The organism is Virgibacillus xinjiangensis, assembly GCF_042643145.1.
GTDB lineage: Bacteria > Bacillota > Bacilli > Bacillales > Amphibacillaceae > Virgibacillus_O > Virgibacillus_O xinjiangensis.
In genome coordinates, this window is the sequence record NZ_JBHRSA010000012.1 from 20,948 (window position 1) to 39,322 (window position 18,375).

The 18,375-nt window shown below is 46.9% G+C and carries 18 protein-coding genes, 1 pseudogene and 2 riboswitches; of the genes and pseudogenes, 16 read left to right on the forward strand and 3 right to left on the reverse strand.

Translation table 11 applies throughout. The features are described from left to right. Positions 1-21 precede the first annotated feature (21 nt). From ACFOGI_RS04070 to ACFOGI_RS04125, 12 genes and pseudogenes are all read left to right on the forward strand, one after another. Positions 22-1,557 (forward strand): AbgT family transporter, encoded by a 1,536-nt coding sequence (locus tag ACFOGI_RS04070; RefSeq protein WP_390268814.1) that lies wholly within the window; start codon positions 22-24, stop codon positions 1,555-1,557. Positions 1,558-1,701: 144 nt separating this feature from the next. Further along, the gene (locus tag ACFOGI_RS04075; protein ID WP_390268817.1) at positions 1,702-2,952 is read left to right on the forward strand and encodes a hypothetical protein; all 1,251 of its coding nucleotides are present in this window, start codon (positions 1,702-1,704) and stop codon (positions 2,950-2,952) included. A gap of 19 nt (positions 2,953-2,971) precedes the next feature. Then, positions 2,972-3,130: a hypothetical protein gene (locus ACFOGI_RS04080; protein WP_390268820.1), complete on the forward strand. Its 159-nt coding sequence runs from the start codon at positions 2,972-2,974 to the stop codon at positions 3,128-3,130. Positions 3,131-3,189: 59 nt separating this feature from the next. Then, positions 3,190-3,528 (forward strand): hypothetical protein, encoded by a 339-nt coding sequence (locus tag ACFOGI_RS04085; RefSeq protein ID WP_390268823.1) that lies wholly within the window; start codon positions 3,190-3,192, stop codon positions 3,526-3,528. A 127-nt stretch (positions 3,529-3,655) separates the two neighbouring features. Further along, positions 3,656-3,751, forward strand: a pseudogene (locus tag ACFOGI_RS16785) (glucose starvation-inducible protein B); the annotation flags it as partial. A gap of 133 nt (positions 3,752-3,884) precedes the next feature. Beyond that, on the forward strand, positions 3,885-4,109 hold the full coding sequence (locus ACFOGI_RS04095) for a KGG domain-containing protein (protein WP_390268828.1): 225 nt from the start codon (positions 3,885-3,887) through the stop codon (positions 4,107-4,109). Positions 4,110-4,206: 97 nt separating this feature from the next. Then, positions 4,207-4,686 (forward strand): hypothetical protein, encoded by a 480-nt coding sequence (locus ACFOGI_RS04100; RefSeq protein WP_390268831.1) that lies wholly within the window; start codon positions 4,207-4,209, stop codon positions 4,684-4,686. Between the two features lie 243 nt (positions 4,687-4,929). Next, positions 4,930-5,889: an AAA family ATPase gene (locus tag ACFOGI_RS04105; protein ID WP_390268833.1), complete on the forward strand. Its 960-nt coding sequence runs from the start codon at positions 4,930-4,932 to the stop codon at positions 5,887-5,889. Then, positions 5,889-7,151, forward strand: coding sequence for a DUF58 domain-containing protein (locus tag ACFOGI_RS04110; protein ID WP_390268836.1), 1,263 nt, complete (start codon positions 5,889-5,891; stop codon positions 7,149-7,151). The genes ACFOGI_RS04105 and ACFOGI_RS04110 overlap by 1 nt, the downstream gene beginning before the upstream one ends. Further along, the gene (locus ACFOGI_RS04115) at positions 7,148-9,358 is read left to right on the forward strand and encodes a transglutaminase TgpA family protein (protein ID WP_390268839.1); all 2,211 of its coding nucleotides are present in this window, start codon (positions 7,148-7,150) and stop codon (positions 9,356-9,358) included. The genes ACFOGI_RS04110 and ACFOGI_RS04115 overlap by 4 nt, the downstream gene beginning before the upstream one ends. Before the next feature lie 38 nt (positions 9,359-9,396). After that, positions 9,397-9,498, forward strand: a riboswitch (purine riboswitch). Between the two features lie 162 nt (positions 9,499-9,660). Continuing rightward, on the forward strand, positions 9,661-11,196 hold the full coding sequence (gene guaA, locus ACFOGI_RS04120) for a glutamine-hydrolyzing GMP synthase (RefSeq protein WP_390268842.1): 1,536 nt from the start codon (positions 9,661-9,663) through the stop codon (positions 11,194-11,196). 74 nt (positions 11,197-11,270) lie between these two features. Next, a riboswitch (purine riboswitch) is annotated at positions 11,271-11,372 on the forward strand. Between the two features lie 111 nt (positions 11,373-11,483). After that, the gene (locus ACFOGI_RS04125) at positions 11,484-12,818 is read left to right on the forward strand and encodes an NCS2 family permease (RefSeq protein ID WP_390268845.1); all 1,335 of its coding nucleotides are present in this window, start codon (positions 11,484-11,486) and stop codon (positions 12,816-12,818) included. Between the two features lie 146 nt (positions 12,819-12,964). Here ACFOGI_RS04125 and ACFOGI_RS04130 read toward each other — a convergent pair whose 3' ends face one another. Both ACFOGI_RS04130 and ACFOGI_RS04135 read right to left on the reverse strand, forming a co-directional pair. After that, entirely contained in the window at positions 12,965-13,147 is a 183-nt protein-coding gene (locus tag ACFOGI_RS04130; protein WP_390268848.1) for a hypothetical protein, read from the reverse strand. A 119-nt stretch (positions 13,148-13,266) separates the two neighbouring features. Then, on the reverse strand, positions 13,267-14,439 hold the full coding sequence (locus tag ACFOGI_RS04135; RefSeq protein WP_390268913.1) for an MFS transporter: 1,173 nt from the start codon (positions 14,437-14,439) through the stop codon (positions 13,267-13,269). Positions 14,440-14,618: 179 nt separating this feature from the next. On the opposite strand from ACFOGI_RS04135, the gene ACFOGI_RS04140 reads away from it, so the two are divergent. Then, complete coding sequence (locus ACFOGI_RS04140; protein WP_390268850.1) at positions 14,619-15,332, forward strand: gamma-glutamyl-gamma-aminobutyrate hydrolase family protein; 714 nt, start codon at positions 14,619-14,621, stop codon at positions 15,330-15,332. A gap of 129 nt (positions 15,333-15,461) precedes the next feature. Next, positions 15,462-16,127 carry an MOSC domain-containing protein gene (locus ACFOGI_RS04145; protein WP_390268852.1) on the forward strand — a complete coding sequence of 222 codons (666 nt, stop codon included), beginning with the start codon at positions 15,462-15,464 and terminating at the stop codon, positions 16,125-16,127. An 80-nt stretch (positions 16,128-16,207) separates the two neighbouring features. Here ACFOGI_RS04145 and msrA read toward each other — a convergent pair whose 3' ends face one another. Next, positions 16,208-16,735 (reverse strand): peptide-methionine (S)-S-oxide reductase MsrA, encoded by a 528-nt coding sequence (msrA, locus tag ACFOGI_RS04150; protein WP_390268854.1) that lies wholly within the window; start codon positions 16,733-16,735, stop codon positions 16,208-16,210. 87 nt (positions 16,736-16,822) lie between these two features. On the opposite strand from msrA, the gene ACFOGI_RS04155 reads away from it, so the two are divergent. Both ACFOGI_RS04155 and ACFOGI_RS04160 read left to right on the forward strand, forming a co-directional pair. Then, on the forward strand, positions 16,823-17,467 hold the full coding sequence (locus ACFOGI_RS04155; RefSeq protein ID WP_390268857.1) for an MOSC domain-containing protein: 645 nt from the start codon (positions 16,823-16,825) through the stop codon (positions 17,465-17,467). A 90-nt stretch (positions 17,468-17,557) separates the two neighbouring features. Then, positions 17,558-18,196, forward strand: a complete 639-nt coding sequence (locus ACFOGI_RS04160) for a DUF2179 domain-containing protein (protein ID WP_390268860.1) — start codon at positions 17,558-17,560, stop codon at positions 18,194-18,196. Positions 18,197-18,375: the final 179 nt, after the last annotated feature.

Genomic DNA, 18,375 nt, shown 5'->3' on the forward strand with positions numbered 1-18,375 from the left:
TATAGGGAAGGGGTATTAATAATGGCTAAAGGTAATAAAGGTTTTTTTCAGCGTTCCTTGGATGGTATAGAAGTAGTCGGTAACAAGTTGCCGCATCCTGTGACGTTGTTCGCTATTCTGGCCTTCCTCGTACTTCTGCTCTCCGCTGCCCTCCAGCCATTGGGCATCAGTGTTGAACATCCCGGAGAAGAAGGAACGATGGTGGAGATCAAGAACCTTCTGAATGCAGAAGGACTTGAATATATATTTGGAAGCATGACCGATAATTTCATCGGCTTCGCACCGCTCGGTGTGGTACTGGTTACCATGCTCGGTATCGGTGTGGCTGAGCGTACAGGTCTGATCAGTGCATTGCTTCGCGGATTTGTTTTGTCCATACCAAACCGGTTCATCACGGTTGGACTGGTGCTGGCAGGTATCATGTCCAGTGTAGCCTCTGATGCTGGCTATGTTGTCCTCCCGCCTCTTGGTGCGTTGATTTTTGCCGCATTGGGAAGGCATCCACTCGCCGGTCTGGCAGCCGCGTTTGCCGGAGTTTCGGCAGGATTCAGTGCGAACTTCTTGTTATCCGGTACAGATGTCATGCTTGGTGAATTGACTATTGCTGCAGCGTCCATCATTGATCCGGCATACGCCGAACAGATGAACATTGCGATGAACTGGTTCTTCATTTCAGCATCTGTATTAGTACTTACGTTTATTGGAACTTGGGTAACCGAACGTGTCGTTGAACCGCGCCTTGGATCCTATCAAGGAGAAGAGAAAGAGGAGGAACTGGAAGGACTTACTTCTATCGAAAGGAAGGGGCTTATCTGGGCTGGTGTTTCACTAGCAGTGGGTCTAATCCTGACGGCTCTGCTGATACTCCCTCCGGACGCTCCGCTGCGTGGGACGGAAGGGAATACGATGGATCAGATTATACAGTCACCATTCATGAGTTCCCTTGTGCCAATTATCACCATACTCTTCTTCATTCCTGGTTTGGTATATGGGTTGATAACAAAGTCTATCCGCAATGATAAGGATGTGGCAGCCCAGATGACTGAGACCATGGCCTCCATGGGAATGTTCATTGTTCTTGCCTTTACGGCAGGTCAGTTTGTTGCATATTTCAATGAGACGAATATGGGTCTGGTTTTAGGTGTCTATGGCGCAGAGTTCTTGAATAGTGTAAACCTGACAGGCATTCCATTGCTTCTGTTGTTTATCTTGATCACTGCTTTCATCAACATTTTCATCGGAAGTGCTTCCGCCAAGTGGGCGATGATGGCACCGGTGTTTGTTCCGATCATGATGCAGCTGGGTTATTCGCCGGAACTTACCCAGATGGCTTATCGTGTGGCTGACTCCACCACTAATATCATCTCGCCATTGATGACATATTTTGCCATAATCATAGCTTTTGCGCAGAAATACGATAAAAAGATGGGAATCGGAACATTGATATCCACCATGCTTCCTTACTCCATCTACTTCCTGGTCGGTTGGACAATCATGCTGATCGTCTGGATGCTGTTCGGGATTCCATTGGGACCGAACGGGCCACTCCATTATTAATAGATAAGATGAGAGACAGCACATTTCTCCTTGTGAGGAAAGTGCTGTCTCTTTTTATTTTATGGAGATCCTCCTCTATCTGCTGGTTGTTTCAATTCTTATAGTGAGGGATACATATAAAATAGGTAAGGAAGGAGGTACGGTATGACAGCGGAAGTAGTGATCATGAATAAGTTGGGCATGTCTCTTGCTGCAGACAGCGCCATCACCAGCGGCAGGGATGGGATACAGAAAGTGTATAATTCAGCCAATAAGTTATTCTCTCTCTCCAGGGAGCATCCTGTCGGCATCATGGTGTATGGTGCTGCTTCTTTCATGGAAGTGCCTTGGGATGTGATCATCAAGTCGTACAGAGATTACTTGGGAGATAAGAAATTTGATGATTTGACCGATTACGCAGGTGACTTGATGGATTTCCTGCGGAGGGATGAGCGTTTTGCCAATAATGATGTGGAAAGCATCATTGTCTACCGGACATTTTCCGATGTACTTAAACGAGTGGTCAGAGAAGTGGAAGGCCATATTAGTGAAGCGGAAGAAGTAGAGGATGAGAACGTGACAGAATGGTTGGAAAGCTGTGTGAAAAGGAAGGTAGAGGAATTCAGAGAAGAAGATACAGAGTTTGTTGAGCTGGACTATCAGCATTTCAAAGATGCATTCGGCTCTGTCATCCGGGAAATTAAAGAAGAGCTCATCACCTACGAACTTCCAGATGAAGTGAAGGAAGACCTTTATATGCTGGCTTTTCAAGCCCTGAAAAAGGACTATTTCAGTGTGGGCAGCACTGGTTTGGTAATCTGTGGTTATGGAGAAAAAGAGATTTTCCCCCATATGCTGAATTACCGTCTGGAAGGATTTGTTTTCGGACAGATGAAATATAAACTGCTGAAGGAGCGGAAAATCAGCTATACTAATGATGAAGCAGACGGGACTGCATCCATCACCGCCTTTGCACAACGAGAAATGGTTGACTCCTTCATCGGCGGCATCGAGCCGAATATGGAAGAAGCCATTTTTGGAATCATTGACCGGGTCCTGACAAGCTATGATGAACAGGTGCAAAAACATTTGGGGATCAATTTTTCAGCAGAACAGGTTACAGAACTGAAGAATTTGGGTAATGAATTATATGACTCCATTGAGGAAGCGGTGGAAGAATACCAACGGAACAATTATATTGAACCCCTGCTTGGTGTTGTAAGATCCCTGCCGAAAGAAGAACTTGCGGAAATGACGGAAGCCTTGATCAACTTGACTTCCTTCAAAAGACGGGTGACACGGGCTACGGAATCGGTAGGACCGCCGATAGATGTTGCTGTCATAACAAAAGGTGACGGCTTTATATGGATGAAACGCAAGAATTATGTGAATGCGGAGATCAACTCCCGTTTTTAAGGGAGAAAGGGGTGAAGGCATGGACACCAAGAAAGAGAAGCCACAAAAGAATTCATTTTTCCGTTTGCCACAGGAAGATCGGATCGACTTTGAACTGGAAGATAAACAAAAGCAGGAAAAAGATACTGCAGCTGAAAAAGTACTGAATAAATTAAATGATAAATATACCAATAATTAAGCTGAAAGCGCCGGGGAACCGGCGTTTTTTTGATTGGCTGGGGGACGGCGGTACAGCAGATGGAGGAATGCGAAATCGGCAGGAGCGAGGATATATCCAACGGAGAGCGGGAGAATGAATTTATCGGCAGGACGCCTGGGATATCCTCCGGAGCGGCTGGAAATCGGCAGGAGAGCGGAGATATCCTCCGGAGTGGCCGGAAATCGGCAGAAGGACAGATTTATCAGCGTGAGGAGGTGAATATCAGCAGGACGCCTGGTATTTCCTCCGGAGAGTGGATGAATCGGCAGGAGGATCCGCATATCACCAGCACGGCTGATAGATCAGTTCGTTCTGGATCATCGGAAGATCACGCACCTTATGTTTATTTCATTCAAGTTACAAATCTACCAATATGAGTCCCCTATGTTTAAGAATAATTTGAGGTGGAAAATAAATTAATGTAGGCGAGAGAATACCTAATCCTATTTAGAGAGGAGATGACTGAAAGTGGCAAATAACAATAAACGCGACAATAACCAGAAGATGTCTCTGGAAGAAGCAGGCCGTAAAGGCGGCAAGACAACTGCCCGCAACCATGACCAGGAGTTCTTCGAGGAAATTGGTAAGAAGGGCGGCGAAGAACGCGCTCGCCAAAGTGAAAACAATAACTCTTAATTCTAGCAGAAATTTAGGTGTTTAACAACAAAAGCGATGTGGAAAACACATTAATGAGACGGCGGAAAGCCGAAATTACTGAAAGGAGATGTTAAGAATGGCAAATAACAATAAACGCAACAATAATAACAATATGTCCCTAGAGGAAGCAGGTCGTAAAGGCGGCAAGACAACTGCCCGCAACCACGATCAGGAATTCTATGAAGAGATCGGTAAGAAAGGCGGCGAAACTACTTCCCGCAACCATGATCAGGAATTCTATGAAGAAATCGGTGAAAAAGGCGGCAAGGAACGTGCCCGTCAAAACCGTAACAATAAATAACTGAAGCATTAAAAAACAAGATGTTTCAATGAAAACTGAAAGTGGAAATGGCTTAGTGAAGAAACTTTACTGACTATACCGAAAGGAGATGTTAAGAATGGCAAAGAATAACAATAGACGTAACAATAACAACAATATGTCTCTAGAGGAAGCAGGACGTAAAGGCGGCAAGACAACTGCCCGCAATCACGATCAAGAATTCTATGAAGAGATCGGTAAGAAAGGCGGCGAAACTACCGCACAAAACCATGATCAGGAATTCTATGAAGAGATTGGCCAAAAAGGCGGAGAAACTACTTCCCGCAACCACGACCAGGAATTCTATGAAGAGATCGGCCAAAAAGGTGGAGAAACTACTTCCCGCAACCATGACCAGGAATTCTATGAAGATATCGGTCAAAAGGGCGGAGAAACAACTTCAAGAAATCATGACCAGGAGTTCTACGAGGAGATTGGTCAAAAAGGTGGGGAGACCACTTCCCGTGAACATGGCCAAGATTTCTATGAAGATATCGGTCAAAAAGGCGGAAATGTTCGTGGCCGCCAACAACAAAAGAATAACAACAACAATTCTTAATTTCAAGTAAGAACTATGAAGAAATTATGAAGAAATCGGAAGGGATGTTTCAATTCCCTTCCGATTTTTTTATGCACCATTTTACTAGAATACTATGTCTGATTCCGGGTGGTAGATGGTTTAGAAACCGCATTTCCTGACAATACTAGTCTAGTACGCGGGTTCTTTTACTTCATATGCTTTTCTAGTATAGTTATATTATGCTCGTACGTACCATAATCGATGGAGGGGGCAGAAGATGAAATGCAGAATACAATGGCCTATAACGAAAAAGTAGAAAAAGTTTTGAGCAATATAAATAAAGTGATGATAGGGAAAGAAGACGTAGCTGCACTCAGTTTAGCAGCCTTATTGGCGGAGGGGCATGTTTTGCTTGAAGATGTGCCAGGTGTGGGGAAAACCATGCTTGTCAGGGCGCTGGCAACCTCACTTGACTGTGATTTTCGGAGAATCCAGTTCACCCCCGACCTCCTGCCTTCCGATGTCACCGGTGTATCCGTCTACAACCCGAAAAAACTTGAGTTTGAATTCCGTGCTGGACCCATTTTGGGAAATGTCGTACTCGCGGATGAAATCAACCGTACCTCTCCGAAGACGCAATCATCCCTGCTTGAAGCAATGGAAGAGAAGAACATAACGGTAGACGGTCGGACCATTCCACTTAGCAAACCCTTCTTTGTAATGGCCACTCAGAACCCGATTGAATATGAGGGCACTTACCCTTTGCCGGAAGCTCAGCTGGATCGTTTCCTATTCAAGTTGAAAATGGGTTACCCGACATTTGCGGATGAATTGGAAATGTTGGAACGTACCTCATCCAATCACCCTATCGAGAGTGTAGAACCGGTAATTTCCCGTGACGAATTGGTTGCTGTACAGGAAGAAGTGAAGAACGTATATATTGATAGGAATGTACAGCACTATATTATCAATCTGGTTACAAATACAAGGAGTACTCCGTCCATCCGGTTGGGAGTAAGTCCTAGAGGATCGATTGCCCTGATGCGGGCGGCGAAAGCATATGCATTTATCCAGACAAGGGACTATGTCCTCCCGGACGATGTAAAATTTCTAGCGCCGTACGTCCTGTCCCATAGGATCGTCCTGACTGCTGAGGCAAGATACAGTGGTACGACAAATGAGCAAGTGATCGATTCCATCGTAAAGCATACCCATATCCCAATACGGAGAGGTTTTCGTTGATGAACAGCATTATAAGACTCATGGGGAATTTGCTGTTTATTTTTCTCCTGTTTGCTGCTTTATTTTCCTATGCCATGTTTCAGGGTGGCTTTACCAGCTGGTTCCTGTTTTTCGGTTTCCTGCCTATATTCCTTTACCAGGTGGCTTTATTGTTTTATCCGCTGCGCCATTGGAAGGTGAAGCGTCACCTGCAAAGAGAAGCAGTGAAAGCAGGAGGGAATGTCTCGGTGACCATCACCGTTGAGCGCGGTTTACCTTTCCCGTTGTTCTATTGTGTATTTGAGGAGGTATTCTCGGAAGGGCTACATAGGAAAGACGACGGTAAGCGTAAATACAGGCACATGGATCGTCCAGGCCATTATAATATGGATAGGGAAGTGAAAAGGGCCGTGTTCCCATCCTTCCGCCGACGAATTGAGGTTTCCTATCAGTTGGAGGCGCTGCCCAGAGGAGTCCATCAGTTGGAAGGAGTCACCATCCGCTGCGGTGATTTGTTCGGTTTGGCCAGGAAAGAAGTCTTCATTCCATTGGAGGATCAATTGCTGGTCTATCCGGCGCAGGACGACGTACGTCTTACGGGTTCATGGAGCAGCTTGGATGAAGGTGGAAAAGCCTCTTCCTGGACTTGGCATCATACCAATATTGCTGTAGGGGCCCGGGAGTATGCACCAGGGGATAAAATTTCCTCCATTGATTGGAAACAGACAGCCCGCAAGAATGAAGTCATGACGAAGGAGTTCGAACAAGAAGAGGGAATGGATGTATTGCTCGTCCTGGACAGCTGCTGGCATCAGGGAATGAATCCTTTGGCCTTCGAAGCGACGGTTGAACTGGCCGCGTCACTTGTTCGTGCCATGCGCAGGCAGTCGATTCGGACGCGTCTCCTTATCGTTGGAGGAGAAAGTGTTTATATTCCAGGACATGGCGAGGAACAGATGGCTGTTGCTCAGCGTCAACTTGCAAGAATCCAACCATCCCGCAGCGGGCCCTTTGTCCTGAAATTGCGGGAAGAGATATTCCGGGTGAAAGAAGGGAATGTGGTTCTGCTGATCACGTCCCATGTGGACAGGGCATGGCTTGAGGCCATACAGCCAATGAAAACCCGATCGAAATATATGGTGGTGCTGTTTGTCCAGGCATCCACTTGGATATCGGAGGAAGAAAGAGATCTATTGACACAAATGGAAATGGAGGGGATGGAAGTAATCCCCATGACAGAGAGTGAACTGGTTCAAACACCGGTGGAGGTGAGAGGGAAATGAGAAGTGCGGTACAAGCAGGATATCAATCATTCATTTTATCCTCTATTTTATACCTTTGCGGTTTATTTCTTTTTTTGGAATGGATGTATCCGGTCAGTGAGCTGACTGACACCGGAAGTGTTATGGTTTTTGCAGTTTTCGCCGTGTATAGCTTTCTCATCACTTTGCTTCAAGTGAAATGGTGGGTCAGTCTTCCTATGAAAGCTGCAGGCACCATGCTGCTAATGCAGCTGCTTTATTTTCAGGGGCCCGTCCTGAACCTTGCTTGGCTTGGGGAATTATCCCGCGATGTTCTCATCAATTTGGACCTCATGTTATCTCAGCAGTGGTATGCGCTGACGCCGATGTTCCGTACGTTATTGTTTTTCATGCTGATCTGGCTGATGAGCTACCTGCTTTATTATTGGTTTGTGGTGATGAAACGGGTATTTTTGTTTGTTCTGCTGACGCTCGTTTATATTACAGTCCTGGACACCTTCACTGGCTACCAAGCAGAGTTTTCCATTATCCGCTCCTTCGTTCTTTCCTTCATTGCGTTGGGATTGGCGCATTTCATGAGAGAGTTGAACAACGGATCTGTCAAGATATCGCGACAAGGTAATGCCCTTGTTTGGCTTCTGCCACTCATCGCTATTGTCCTGTTTGGATCAGTTGTAGGGTTCGTGGCTCCTAAGCCTGCACCACAATGGCCGGACCCCGTTCCGTTTATCCAGAGTGCAGCAGAAGGAGCGGGCTCGGATGACAGCGGGTCTGTTGTACGAAAAGTGGGTTATGGAGAGGATGATTCCCGTCTAGGAGGATCTTTTATCCAGGATTATGCGCCTGTTTTCCGAGTGGAAGCGGAAGAGGACCAATATTGGAGAATCGAGACAAAAGACGTTTATACAGGGAAAGGTTGGGAGAGTTCAGGAGAGAGGAATTATCAACTTCAGGCGAATGGGGATATCTCCCTCGACACTTTTTCAAAGAATGTAGAGACAGAGGAAGCGACAGCGGTCTTGGTGTTCCAGGAGAGCGCGGATATTGATAAGCTTGTTTATCCATACGGGATTGAACAGGTTGATCATCCGGAAGCCCAGTTTTTACTCGACGATGGCACGGAGGCTGTCCAAACAAAGAAGGAAGGTGAAGTGGTGAATTTGGATGGGTACACCCTTACCTATGAGGACCCGTCATTTGAGATTAACAAGCTGAGGGAAGCTGGTACTGAGGACCCTGAAGAGATAGTGGAGAGATATACCCAGCTCCCAAAAGATATGCCAGAGCGGGTGAGAGAACTGGCCCGGGAAGTCACCAAGCCGTTTGAGACTCGCTACGATCAGGCGAAAGCAGTCGAAAACCACTTTACCGAAGCTAATGGATTTACGTATCAAACTTCCAACGTTCCCGTACCTGGGGAGGAACAGGATTATGTGGACCAGTTCTTGTTCGATTCAAAAGCAGGATACTGTGACAATTATTCCACCTCGATGGTAGTGCTTCTGCGCTCCTTGGATATTCCAGCAAGATGGGTCAAAGGCTTCACCGGCGGGGAAATGCTCGGTAGTCAGAACAGCTCGTTGAGCGATGAGCATCAAGTGTATGAGGTGACGAATTCCAATGCCCATTCGTGGGTCGAAGTCTACTTCCCTGAAGTTGGCTGGGTGCCATTCGAACCGACCCAGGGCTTTTCCAATCCAATCGATCTCTATACCGATTGGGGTGAAATCGATGCTCAGGAAAACCAGGAAGATCGACAGAACCCAGAAGATGAGCAGGAAGTAGAGGAGCCGGAATTGGAAGAGGAAGAAGCAGCAACGGTGATGGCTGAGAGTGATGTTGATAAAGGGAGTGGCTCCTCTTGGGGCTGGCAGTGGCCAGTTGCTGCCGCTGCAGTTGGACTTCTTGCTTTCCTTCTCTACCGAAGCCGTTTTCGGTGGCAGACCTACCTTTTGGAGCTCCGTTTTCGTCATAGGGGAGGAGCGGAAGCGTATCAGCATGCATATCTGCATGTGATGAAAATTTTGGAAGCGAAGGGGTGGAGAAGGAAGCCTGATCAGACACTGAGAGAGTATGCAAATATGATCGACCGTCGTTATGGGACAGGTGAAATGGGTCGTTTGACTGCCCAGTATGAACGAATGCTCTATAAAGGAGAAACTGATCAGACGCATCTGAAGGAACTGAGGCAATTATGGAAAAATTTAATCAAACGGATATTGGGTTGACCTTGCCTGCTCCCATTAGTATGATTAGAACATATTATTCTGCAATCAATTATGCCTTTCGTATATCCTCGATAATATGGTTCGAAAGTTTCTACCGGGGCACCGTAAATGCCCTGACTATGAAGGCAGTTATCTGACAGGTGTGTGACCGTCTTCTGTTCATGAGCATGGAAGAGGACCATGGCCTTGTGTTACCCGGATATCTGCCTTTTTGCAACCCGCTTTGTTCGGGTTTTTGCAAAAGGCGGATATCCGGGTTTTTTAGTAGGTATATCCATATGCAACAGATAGGGGAGAGAAGAATGGAAACAAATGACATGATTCTGGTGTTGGACTTCGGCAGCCAGTATAATCAATTAATTACCAGACGGATCAGGGAATTCGGCGTATACAGTGAACTCCATTCCCATAAAATGACAGCGGAGACCATCAGGAAAATGAATCCGAAAGGGATCATCCTTTCCGGCGGACCGCATAGTGTCTATGACGAGAACAGCTTCCGTTGTGATAAAGAAATCTTTGAGCTGGATATTCCGATCCTAGGCATCTGCTACGGTATGCAGCTGATGGCCCTCCATTATGGCGGTAAAGTAGAGAAGGCGGCAAACCGGGAATATGGCAAGGCAATGATTGATGCAGATAAAGATACTGCCTTGTTTAAGAACTCGCCGGAACACCAATCTGTATGGATGAGTCATGGTGATAAAGTGGTGGAGGCACCTGCATCCTTTACAGTGGATGCAACAAGCCCGTCCACTCCGATTGCTGCGATGAGCAATAAGGAGAAAAAATTATATGGTGTTCAATTTCATCCGGAAGTGCGTCATACAGAACATGGCACCCAATTGCTGAAAGAGTTCGTCAATGACGTTTGTGACACGGCCGGTGACTGGACCATTGAGAACTTCATCGAATTGGAAACGGAGAAGATCCGGCAACAGGTGGGTGATCGTAAAGTACTATGTGCTTTGAGTGGTGGTGTTGACTCTTCCGTGGTAGCGGCACTGATCCATAAAGCAATCGGTGATCAGCTCACATGTATTTTCGTCGATCACGGTCTGTTAAGGAAAAATGAGGCAGATGATGTGATGAAGGTATTTGCAGAAGATTTCCATATGAACATTATCAAAGTGGATGCCAAAGACCGTTTCCTGTCCAAACTGCAGGGTGTGGACGATCCAGAGAAAAAGCGGAAAATCATCGGCAACGAGTTCATTTATGTGTTTGATGATGAAGCTGGCAAGCTGAAGGATATTGATTTCCTCGCCCAAGGGACTCTCTACACAGATATTATCGAGAGCGGGACCGACACGGCTCAGACCATCAAATCCCATCATAATGTCGGCGGCCTGCCTGAAGATATGCAGTTTGAATTGATCGAACCGCTGAATACCTTGTTCAAGGACGAAGTAAGGGAGCTTGGCACCCAATTGGGAATTCCTGACAATATTGTATGGCGGCAGCCTTTCCCTGGACCGGGTCTTGCCATTCGGGTATTGGGGGAAGTCACCGAGGAGAAGTTGGAAATTGTCCGTGAATCCGATGCAATCCTTCGGGAAGAAATTGCAGCAGCCGGATTGGACCGTGATATTTGGCAGTATTTCACCGTATTGCCGAACATTAAAAGTGTGGGTGTCATGGGAGATTCCCGGACATATGACTACACGATCGGCATCCGTGCGGTGACTTCCATTGATGGTATGACATCTGACTGGGCTCGTATTCCATGGGATGTCCTTGGTAAAATCTCCACTCGGATTGTCAATGATGTGCAGCATATCAACCGGGTGGTGTATGATGTAACCAGCAAGCCACCTGCCACCATTGAATGGGAATAAACGAACTTTACATGATTTAAAATTATTTTTGTTCGGTTTTTGTTGACTGTTTCTGCGATCAGTAGTATTATAAGGGTACATTCTCATATGAAATGCGTATAATTCCGGGAATATGGCCCAAGAGTCTCTACCAGATCGCCGTAAATGATCTGACTACGCAGGAACAGTAATACAGCCTTGAATCAACAGGCTGGTATAACCTACTGAAACTGTACCTTTGCGCTCTTGGGTCCCCCAGGAGCGCTTTTATTATATGAAATAATAGTAGATTGGTAGGGATCAACAACATGAAGAAATATTTCCACTTTGAAGAATATGGCACAAACTACCGGACAGAATTCATTGCAGGCCTGACAACATTCCTGGCAATGGCTTATATTCTGTTTGTCAATCCCGCCACCCTGGCACTCGTAGGGGTTGAAGAGCTGCCAGAAGGTGTTACCCGTATGGATCAGGAAGCAGTGTTTGCCGCGACGGCCATTGCAGCGGCAGTTGGTTCCCTGATAATGGGGATACTGGCGAAGTATCCTATTGTTCTGGCACCGGGGATGGGACTTAATGCATTTTTCTCCTATACTGTCATCCTTGGTTATGGAATTCCTTGGGAAACTGCGCTTGCCGGTGTACTTGCTTCTGGTTTCATCTTTATCATTTTGACACTGACCGGTCTGCGCGAACGGATTATCAATGCGATACCCGGAAACCTCAAACTCGCAGTGGGGGCGGGGATCGGGTTGTTTATCGCCTTCATCGGTCTGCAGAATGCCGGTATCGTTGTAGGGAACGATGCAACACTACTGGCACTTGGAGATCTAACGTCCCCAACGGTATTGCTCGCTATTTTCGGTTTGATTATTTCGATCATCCTGTTGACGGTTGGTGTGAAGGCTGGAATCTTTTTCGGCATGATTCTGACAGCTATTGGCGGAATGCTGTTCGGCCTCATCGCAGTGCCTTCTGGTATCAGTGGGGTTGTGAGCGGTGTACCAAGTATGGCGCCTACCTTTGGACAGGCATTCCTGCATTTTGGTGACATTTTCACACTGGAGATGCTTGTTGTTATTCTGACCTTCCTGTTCGTCGATTTCTTTGATACAGCCGGGACATTGGTAGCTGTTGCCACCCAAGCCGGTTTGATGAAGGATAACAAGCTCCCGCGTGCTGGTAAAGCATTATTTTCTGATTCGGCAGCAACTGTTGTTGGGGCGACGATGGGTACGTCCACGACAACATCCTATGTGGAATCCACTGCAGGTGTCGGTGTCGGAGGGCGTACCGGATTCACTGCCGTTGTGGCAGGAGGGTTCTTCTTATTGTCGCTGTTCTTTTCACCATTATTGAGTGTGGTGACGGCGGAAGTGACAGCACCTGCTCTGATTATCGTCGGCGTTCTGATGTCCTCCGCCTTGAAAGGTATTGACTGGGACAAGTTTGAAATTGCCGTACCAGCCTTTTTGACCATTCTGGCAATGCCGCTTACGTACAGCATTGCTACTGGAATAGCGATCGGTTTTATCTTCTACCCGGTAACGATGCTGTTGAAAGGAAGGGCCAAAGAAATTCACCCTATCATGTATGTGTTGTTCGTCATCTTCGTCCTTTATTTCATTTTCTTAAGTTAACTGAAAGACTTCCGGAGTTTTCCGGAAGTCTTTTTTAGATGGGGCAACCCCGGTCAAAGCTAATGCCTCTGTCCCAGAGGATGGAAGGGGGGGCTGCTGGTATACCGGCCCTCCGGCGGATATCCCGCTCGTGCAGCCGATATCCGTCATGAACGGCTGATCGGCAGAAGGTTGCGGGAGATATAGGGAGTGTGCTGCTGATAAACGGGTGGTACAGCGGATATACGGTCGGTCCTGTCGATAAAATTTTTCTTCGGGGGATATATTTTTTCTTCTGGCGATAATTTACGAATCCCGCTGATAAAGCGGTCTTCCTGCGGATATCCCATCCCTCCTGCGGATATCCCATCCCTCCTGCTGATAAACCATTACATCTGCCGATTGATGCTGCTTTGCGACCTGGCCTGTAAATAAAAAAGCTCTCCGCCTGCGGAGAGCTTTCGTTATATTAGTAGCCTCTTTCTTTCACGGGATTTTTACCGAACGGCTGAATATGGTAGATTGTCATCAATATAGTCCCGGCCAATGCTAGAGCTCCCATGGTGAAATAGAGAGTGGCCCCGCCGAAAGCTTCCATGATTGCACCGCCTCCTAGAGAACCGATGATGCCGGAAAGCCCGAAGAACGTGGCGAAAAAGACAAGATGGCCCGTTGCCTGCAACAGGCGAGGGATGAGTCTGGTTACATATTCGAAGGCAGATAAGTAAAAAATGCCGAATGTCAGACCATGCAGGACTTGTAAACCTAGCACATATACAGGGTCCTCCACCCATGAATACAAAAACCAACGAAGTGTATACAGAATACCTGCCAGGATAATGAAAATGAGCGGATGAAATTTACGGAACCAGAATCCGGCAGTTGCAAACACTGCTGCCTCGGTCAGGACGCCGATGAACCAGGCGGTACCGACCAGTCCTTCTGACCCGCCAAGCTCGGTAATATACAGGCCGATATAGCTGTCATTAGCACGGTGGCTGATCGTGAGACACAGCATGATTCCAAGGAATAGCAGGAATGGCTTGTTCCCTGACAATTTACGTACATCCTTGAGTTGGACAGGTTTTGCATCCATCCTCACATCACTCAACTGGAAGACGACAAGCAAGGCGAGGAATCCAAAGAACAAGTAAGGCAGGAGCATATACTGGACACCGATGATATCGAGAATCGCTCCAATCAACAGGGAGGAAATGGCGAACCCGATGGAACCCCATGTGCGGATGGTTCCAAAAGAGATGTTCAGTTCATCTGCTCTCCGTTGAGCCAGGCTGTCACCCAAAGCACCGATTGGAGTGGTGAAAAAGTAAAAGACCGCCCCCATGAGAATGATGGTAAGAAGGGTATTCATCTGAAAGAACAGTGTGCTTCCGATGATCAGGCCGATAATGCATACCAGCAGTATCCACTTCACCGTCTTGAATTTATCACTCAAATAACCCCAAAATGGCTGGGCGAAGATCGATGCTAGGGGGCCGATGGCAAGCACCCAGCCAATTTCCGTTCCATCCAGACCTTTGAACTGCAGGTATAGAGGTAAAAAGCTGAGGATAATGGTATTGGACGCATGAAAACTGAATAAGAGCATTTTTAAAGGAATTAAAGAGTCACTTTTAAACAACATATGGCGGCACCTCATTTTCTTGTTGACTATAAAATAGCTGATTACTCCACTATATCATTATTTCATTTATTTATCATAGGAAATAGAGGACGAGTCTGGACTTCCTTGCAGCTGTCAATTAAACTGAAACAAAATCATATGCTGGATTGATGGGAAAGGATAGGGGGAATCAGTTCATGAAACCAGTAATAGGGGTTACTTCCTCTATGGAAGTGGATGAATCGCATTACGCTGTAACACATCGGAATATCAAAGCGATCACGCGTGCAGGGGGGCTGCCTGTCATGCTGCCATACTTCCTGAATCAGGAGGATGTGGAAGACCTAGCAGGGAAGATTGATGGGGTGTACGCAACAGGGGGATATGATATCGATCCGACCATCTTCGGGGAGGAGCCGCACCGGGAACTAGGCACCATTATCCCTGCGCGCGATCAATCGGAAATAGCTCTGATCAAAAAAATGCTGGAGATTGAAAAGCCGGTGCTCGGTGTGTGCCGAGGTGCACAGATACTCAATATTGCCGCTGGTGGAGATATGTATCAGGATATCTATACACAAATAGATGAAGAGCTGCTTCAGCACGCCCAGAAGGCGCCGTTCAGTCATGCCTCCCACTTTGTTCAAGTGTTGGAAGATTCATTGCTGCACCGGCTCACCGGATCAGATAGGCTGCGGGTCAACAGCCTTCATCATCAAGCCAATCGTGATGTGTCAGCGGATTTTCAGATCAGTGGGACAGCTAATGACGGAGTCGTCGAGGCAGTGGAAAGCAAGAACCATCGCTTCGCTCTCGGGCTTCAATGGCACCCGGAGGCATTGGCGGAGACAGGTGACCAGGTATCGTTGAACATTTACCAAGCATTCATCGAAGAGTGTGCAAAGAAATAGTCGTATGCCAATGGTATACGGCTATTTCTTTTAGTAGGCGACCGAATGGTGTGTTCGAAAGGTAAAATGAATTTCCAAAATAGTAAGTTTTCGTATAAAATGGAAACATACATAAAGGGGGCGGAAGATATGGAAGCATGGACAGAGAAGGTCCTGGTCGGCAGGGTGAAGACTGCCGGCATCCCGGCAGATAAACCTTGGGAGAGCGGGATGTTCAAAGAAGATAGTAGTGTCAGATTGTGGCTTGGGGCCGTGGGCCTTGAAGGAGATGAGGTTGCTGATAAGAAAAACCATGGAGGGCCGGAAAAGGCTGCTTTTGCCTATCCCAGTGGCCACTATAGCTATTGGCGTGAGAACCTGGAGTTGAATGGAATCGAGGCAGGCGCAATGGGGGAGAACTTCGCGGTGAAAGGACTCTATGAGGGAGACGTCTGTATTGGAGATACATATGCAATGGGCGAAGCGGTGGTGCAGGTATCCCAGCCGCGTAAACCTTGCTGGAAACCGGGCAGGCGTTTTGGAAGGCGGGATTTTGCCTTGCGGATCCAGGAGACGGGGCGGACCGGATGGTATTTTCGTGTGTTGCAAGAAGGGCTGGTAGGAAGTGGTGACTCGTTGGTATTGCAGGAACGGCCACATCCTCAGTGGTCGGTTGAAGTCTGCAACCAACTGATGTTTTCGAAAGAACCTGATTGGGGACTGGTGGAGGAGCTCATTACCTGTCCACTGCTTGCCGATACGTGGAAGGAACCGTTGGAGAAGAAGTGGAGGAAGCAGGTGCAGCTAGAGGGATAGAAGATCGGAAGCCTGTAACTTTCCCTTTCAACAAAGAAAGACGTGCAGCATACAGCACGTCTAACCACTAGCTATCCAGGCTATTTTTCCCATACCGTTTCGATGAATTCATCTCTGCCGGATTTGGCTCTGTCTGCCTGGTATTCTTGTTCATTCTTTTTATAGAAATCCTGGTGGTAGTCTTCGGCGGGATAGAAGGTCTCCGCAGGAAGAATGTTGGTCACAATCGGCTTGGAGAACCTACCGCTTTGGGCAAGTTTTTCTCGGGAAGCTTCTGCTGCTTGCTTCTGTTCCACGTTATGGTAGAAAATGGCAGTTCGGTAAGAGTCTCCCCGGTCATGAAATTGGCCGCCGTCATCGGTTGGATCTATCTGCTGCCAGTAAATATCCAGGATTTCTTTATAGCTTATGATGCTTGGATCATAGGTTATTTCAACAGCTTCATAATGGCCGGAAGTACCGCTCTTCACATCTTCATAGGAAGGGTTTTCCAAATGTCCGCCGGTATAACCGGAAATCACACGGTAGACGCCGTCCCATTGGTCGAAGGGTTTGACCATGCACCAGAAGCATCCTCCGGCAAATGTCGCTTTTTCTTTCGTTGTCATGATTGCCTCCTTTACAGCCAACCCAATAGTTGCTGTCGGAAATTGAGAGTAGTATTAAATATATCATAAGTGAAAGCTGGTGGCATGATGGATGAACCATTTGTACATAAAATTTTCAGCGGGATGGTACAGCAAAAAAGAGAAGGAGCTATGCCATTCCCTTGGCGACTAACCATTGCAGAAACAATGGAATTGGAAAGTGCAAGAATACAGACAAGGGGAATAAAAAATAAAAGCCGCTTATACCGTACCCCTGACAAGGCGTTGTTTGCTTATCCGATCAAACATTATGCCGATTGGCAAACGGAACTTGCGGATGAAAGCATATCATATGGAGCGATGGGGGAGCATTTATCTTTGTTGGAGATGGAAGAGTATACTGTGTGCATTGGAGATGTGTTCCATCTGGGAACTGCGGTAATACAGGTTTCCCAACCAGGCCTACCGTATCTCGATGCAACTACTCCCTTCCGCCATATAGGTTTTTCCCGAAGAATCCAGAAGAGCGGTCGTACTGGATGGTATTTCAGGGTACTGGAAGAGGGGGAGGCCCATTGTTCCACTGATCTAGAACTTATGGAGCGTCTTTCTCCTGCCTGGACGATAGCCGCTTGTAATGAAGTGATGCATGTGAGGAAGGAAGATCTTCGCCTGGCAGAAGATCTTGCAGCTTGCGAAGGGCTTGGAGAGAGTTGGAAGAAGGCACTGAACAAGAGAATCCGCGGCTATTGAAATCCAGTGAACCGTACATGATTGCAAATTATTTTCATATCCTTATATATATTGTATTCTATAGAAACAGAAAATATAGGAGGGTTTGCTTTGCTGGAAAATGCACTGGTCATGGTAAGCATCATTCTCGTCATCAATATTGCGTATGTCTCGTTGTCCACCATGCGGATGATCCTGACGCTGAAGGGGCGGAGATACATAGCGGCCTTTGTCAGCATGTTCGAGATTATTATCTATGTCGTCGGGCTAGGGTTGGTACTTGATAACCTGGATCAAATCCAGAACTTGATTGCATATGCCGTCGGTTTTGGGCTTGGTGTCATCATCGGTACCAAGATTGAGGAAAAGCTGGCGCTCGGATATATTACGGTAAATGTGGTATCTTCGAATCCAGACATAGATTTCACCCGTAAATTAAGGGATAAAGGATATGGTGTGACAAGTTGGTATTCCTATGGAATGGATGGTGACAGACTCTCCATGCAGATCCTCACACCGAGGAAATATGAGCTGCAGCTTTACCAGACCATACAGGAAATCGATCAGAAAGCTTTCATTATTTCCTATGAACCAAAGCAGATCTACGGCGGTTTCTGGGTGAAACAGGTACGCAGAGGAAGGTTGATGAATCCGAGGAAGAGTAAAGCTGCTGCTAATGTGACGCCGACTGAGCAAGCAGTGGTCAGCACCCAACCAAAAAGTGATGGCGTAAAGAAAGAGAAAGAGTAGGTGTCAAGGTGTCGCAGGCGAAATTGCGGCTATATATAAGGATAGAAGGAATGGCTTGGGTTTTATCCAGGCCATTTTTTTATGTCATCTTCCTTCTGGCAGAGCCTTCGGGTATTGGAATAGAGTACTTCACATACTTCATACGTGAAGTACTCTCCCCTCAATTAATAAATCATCAC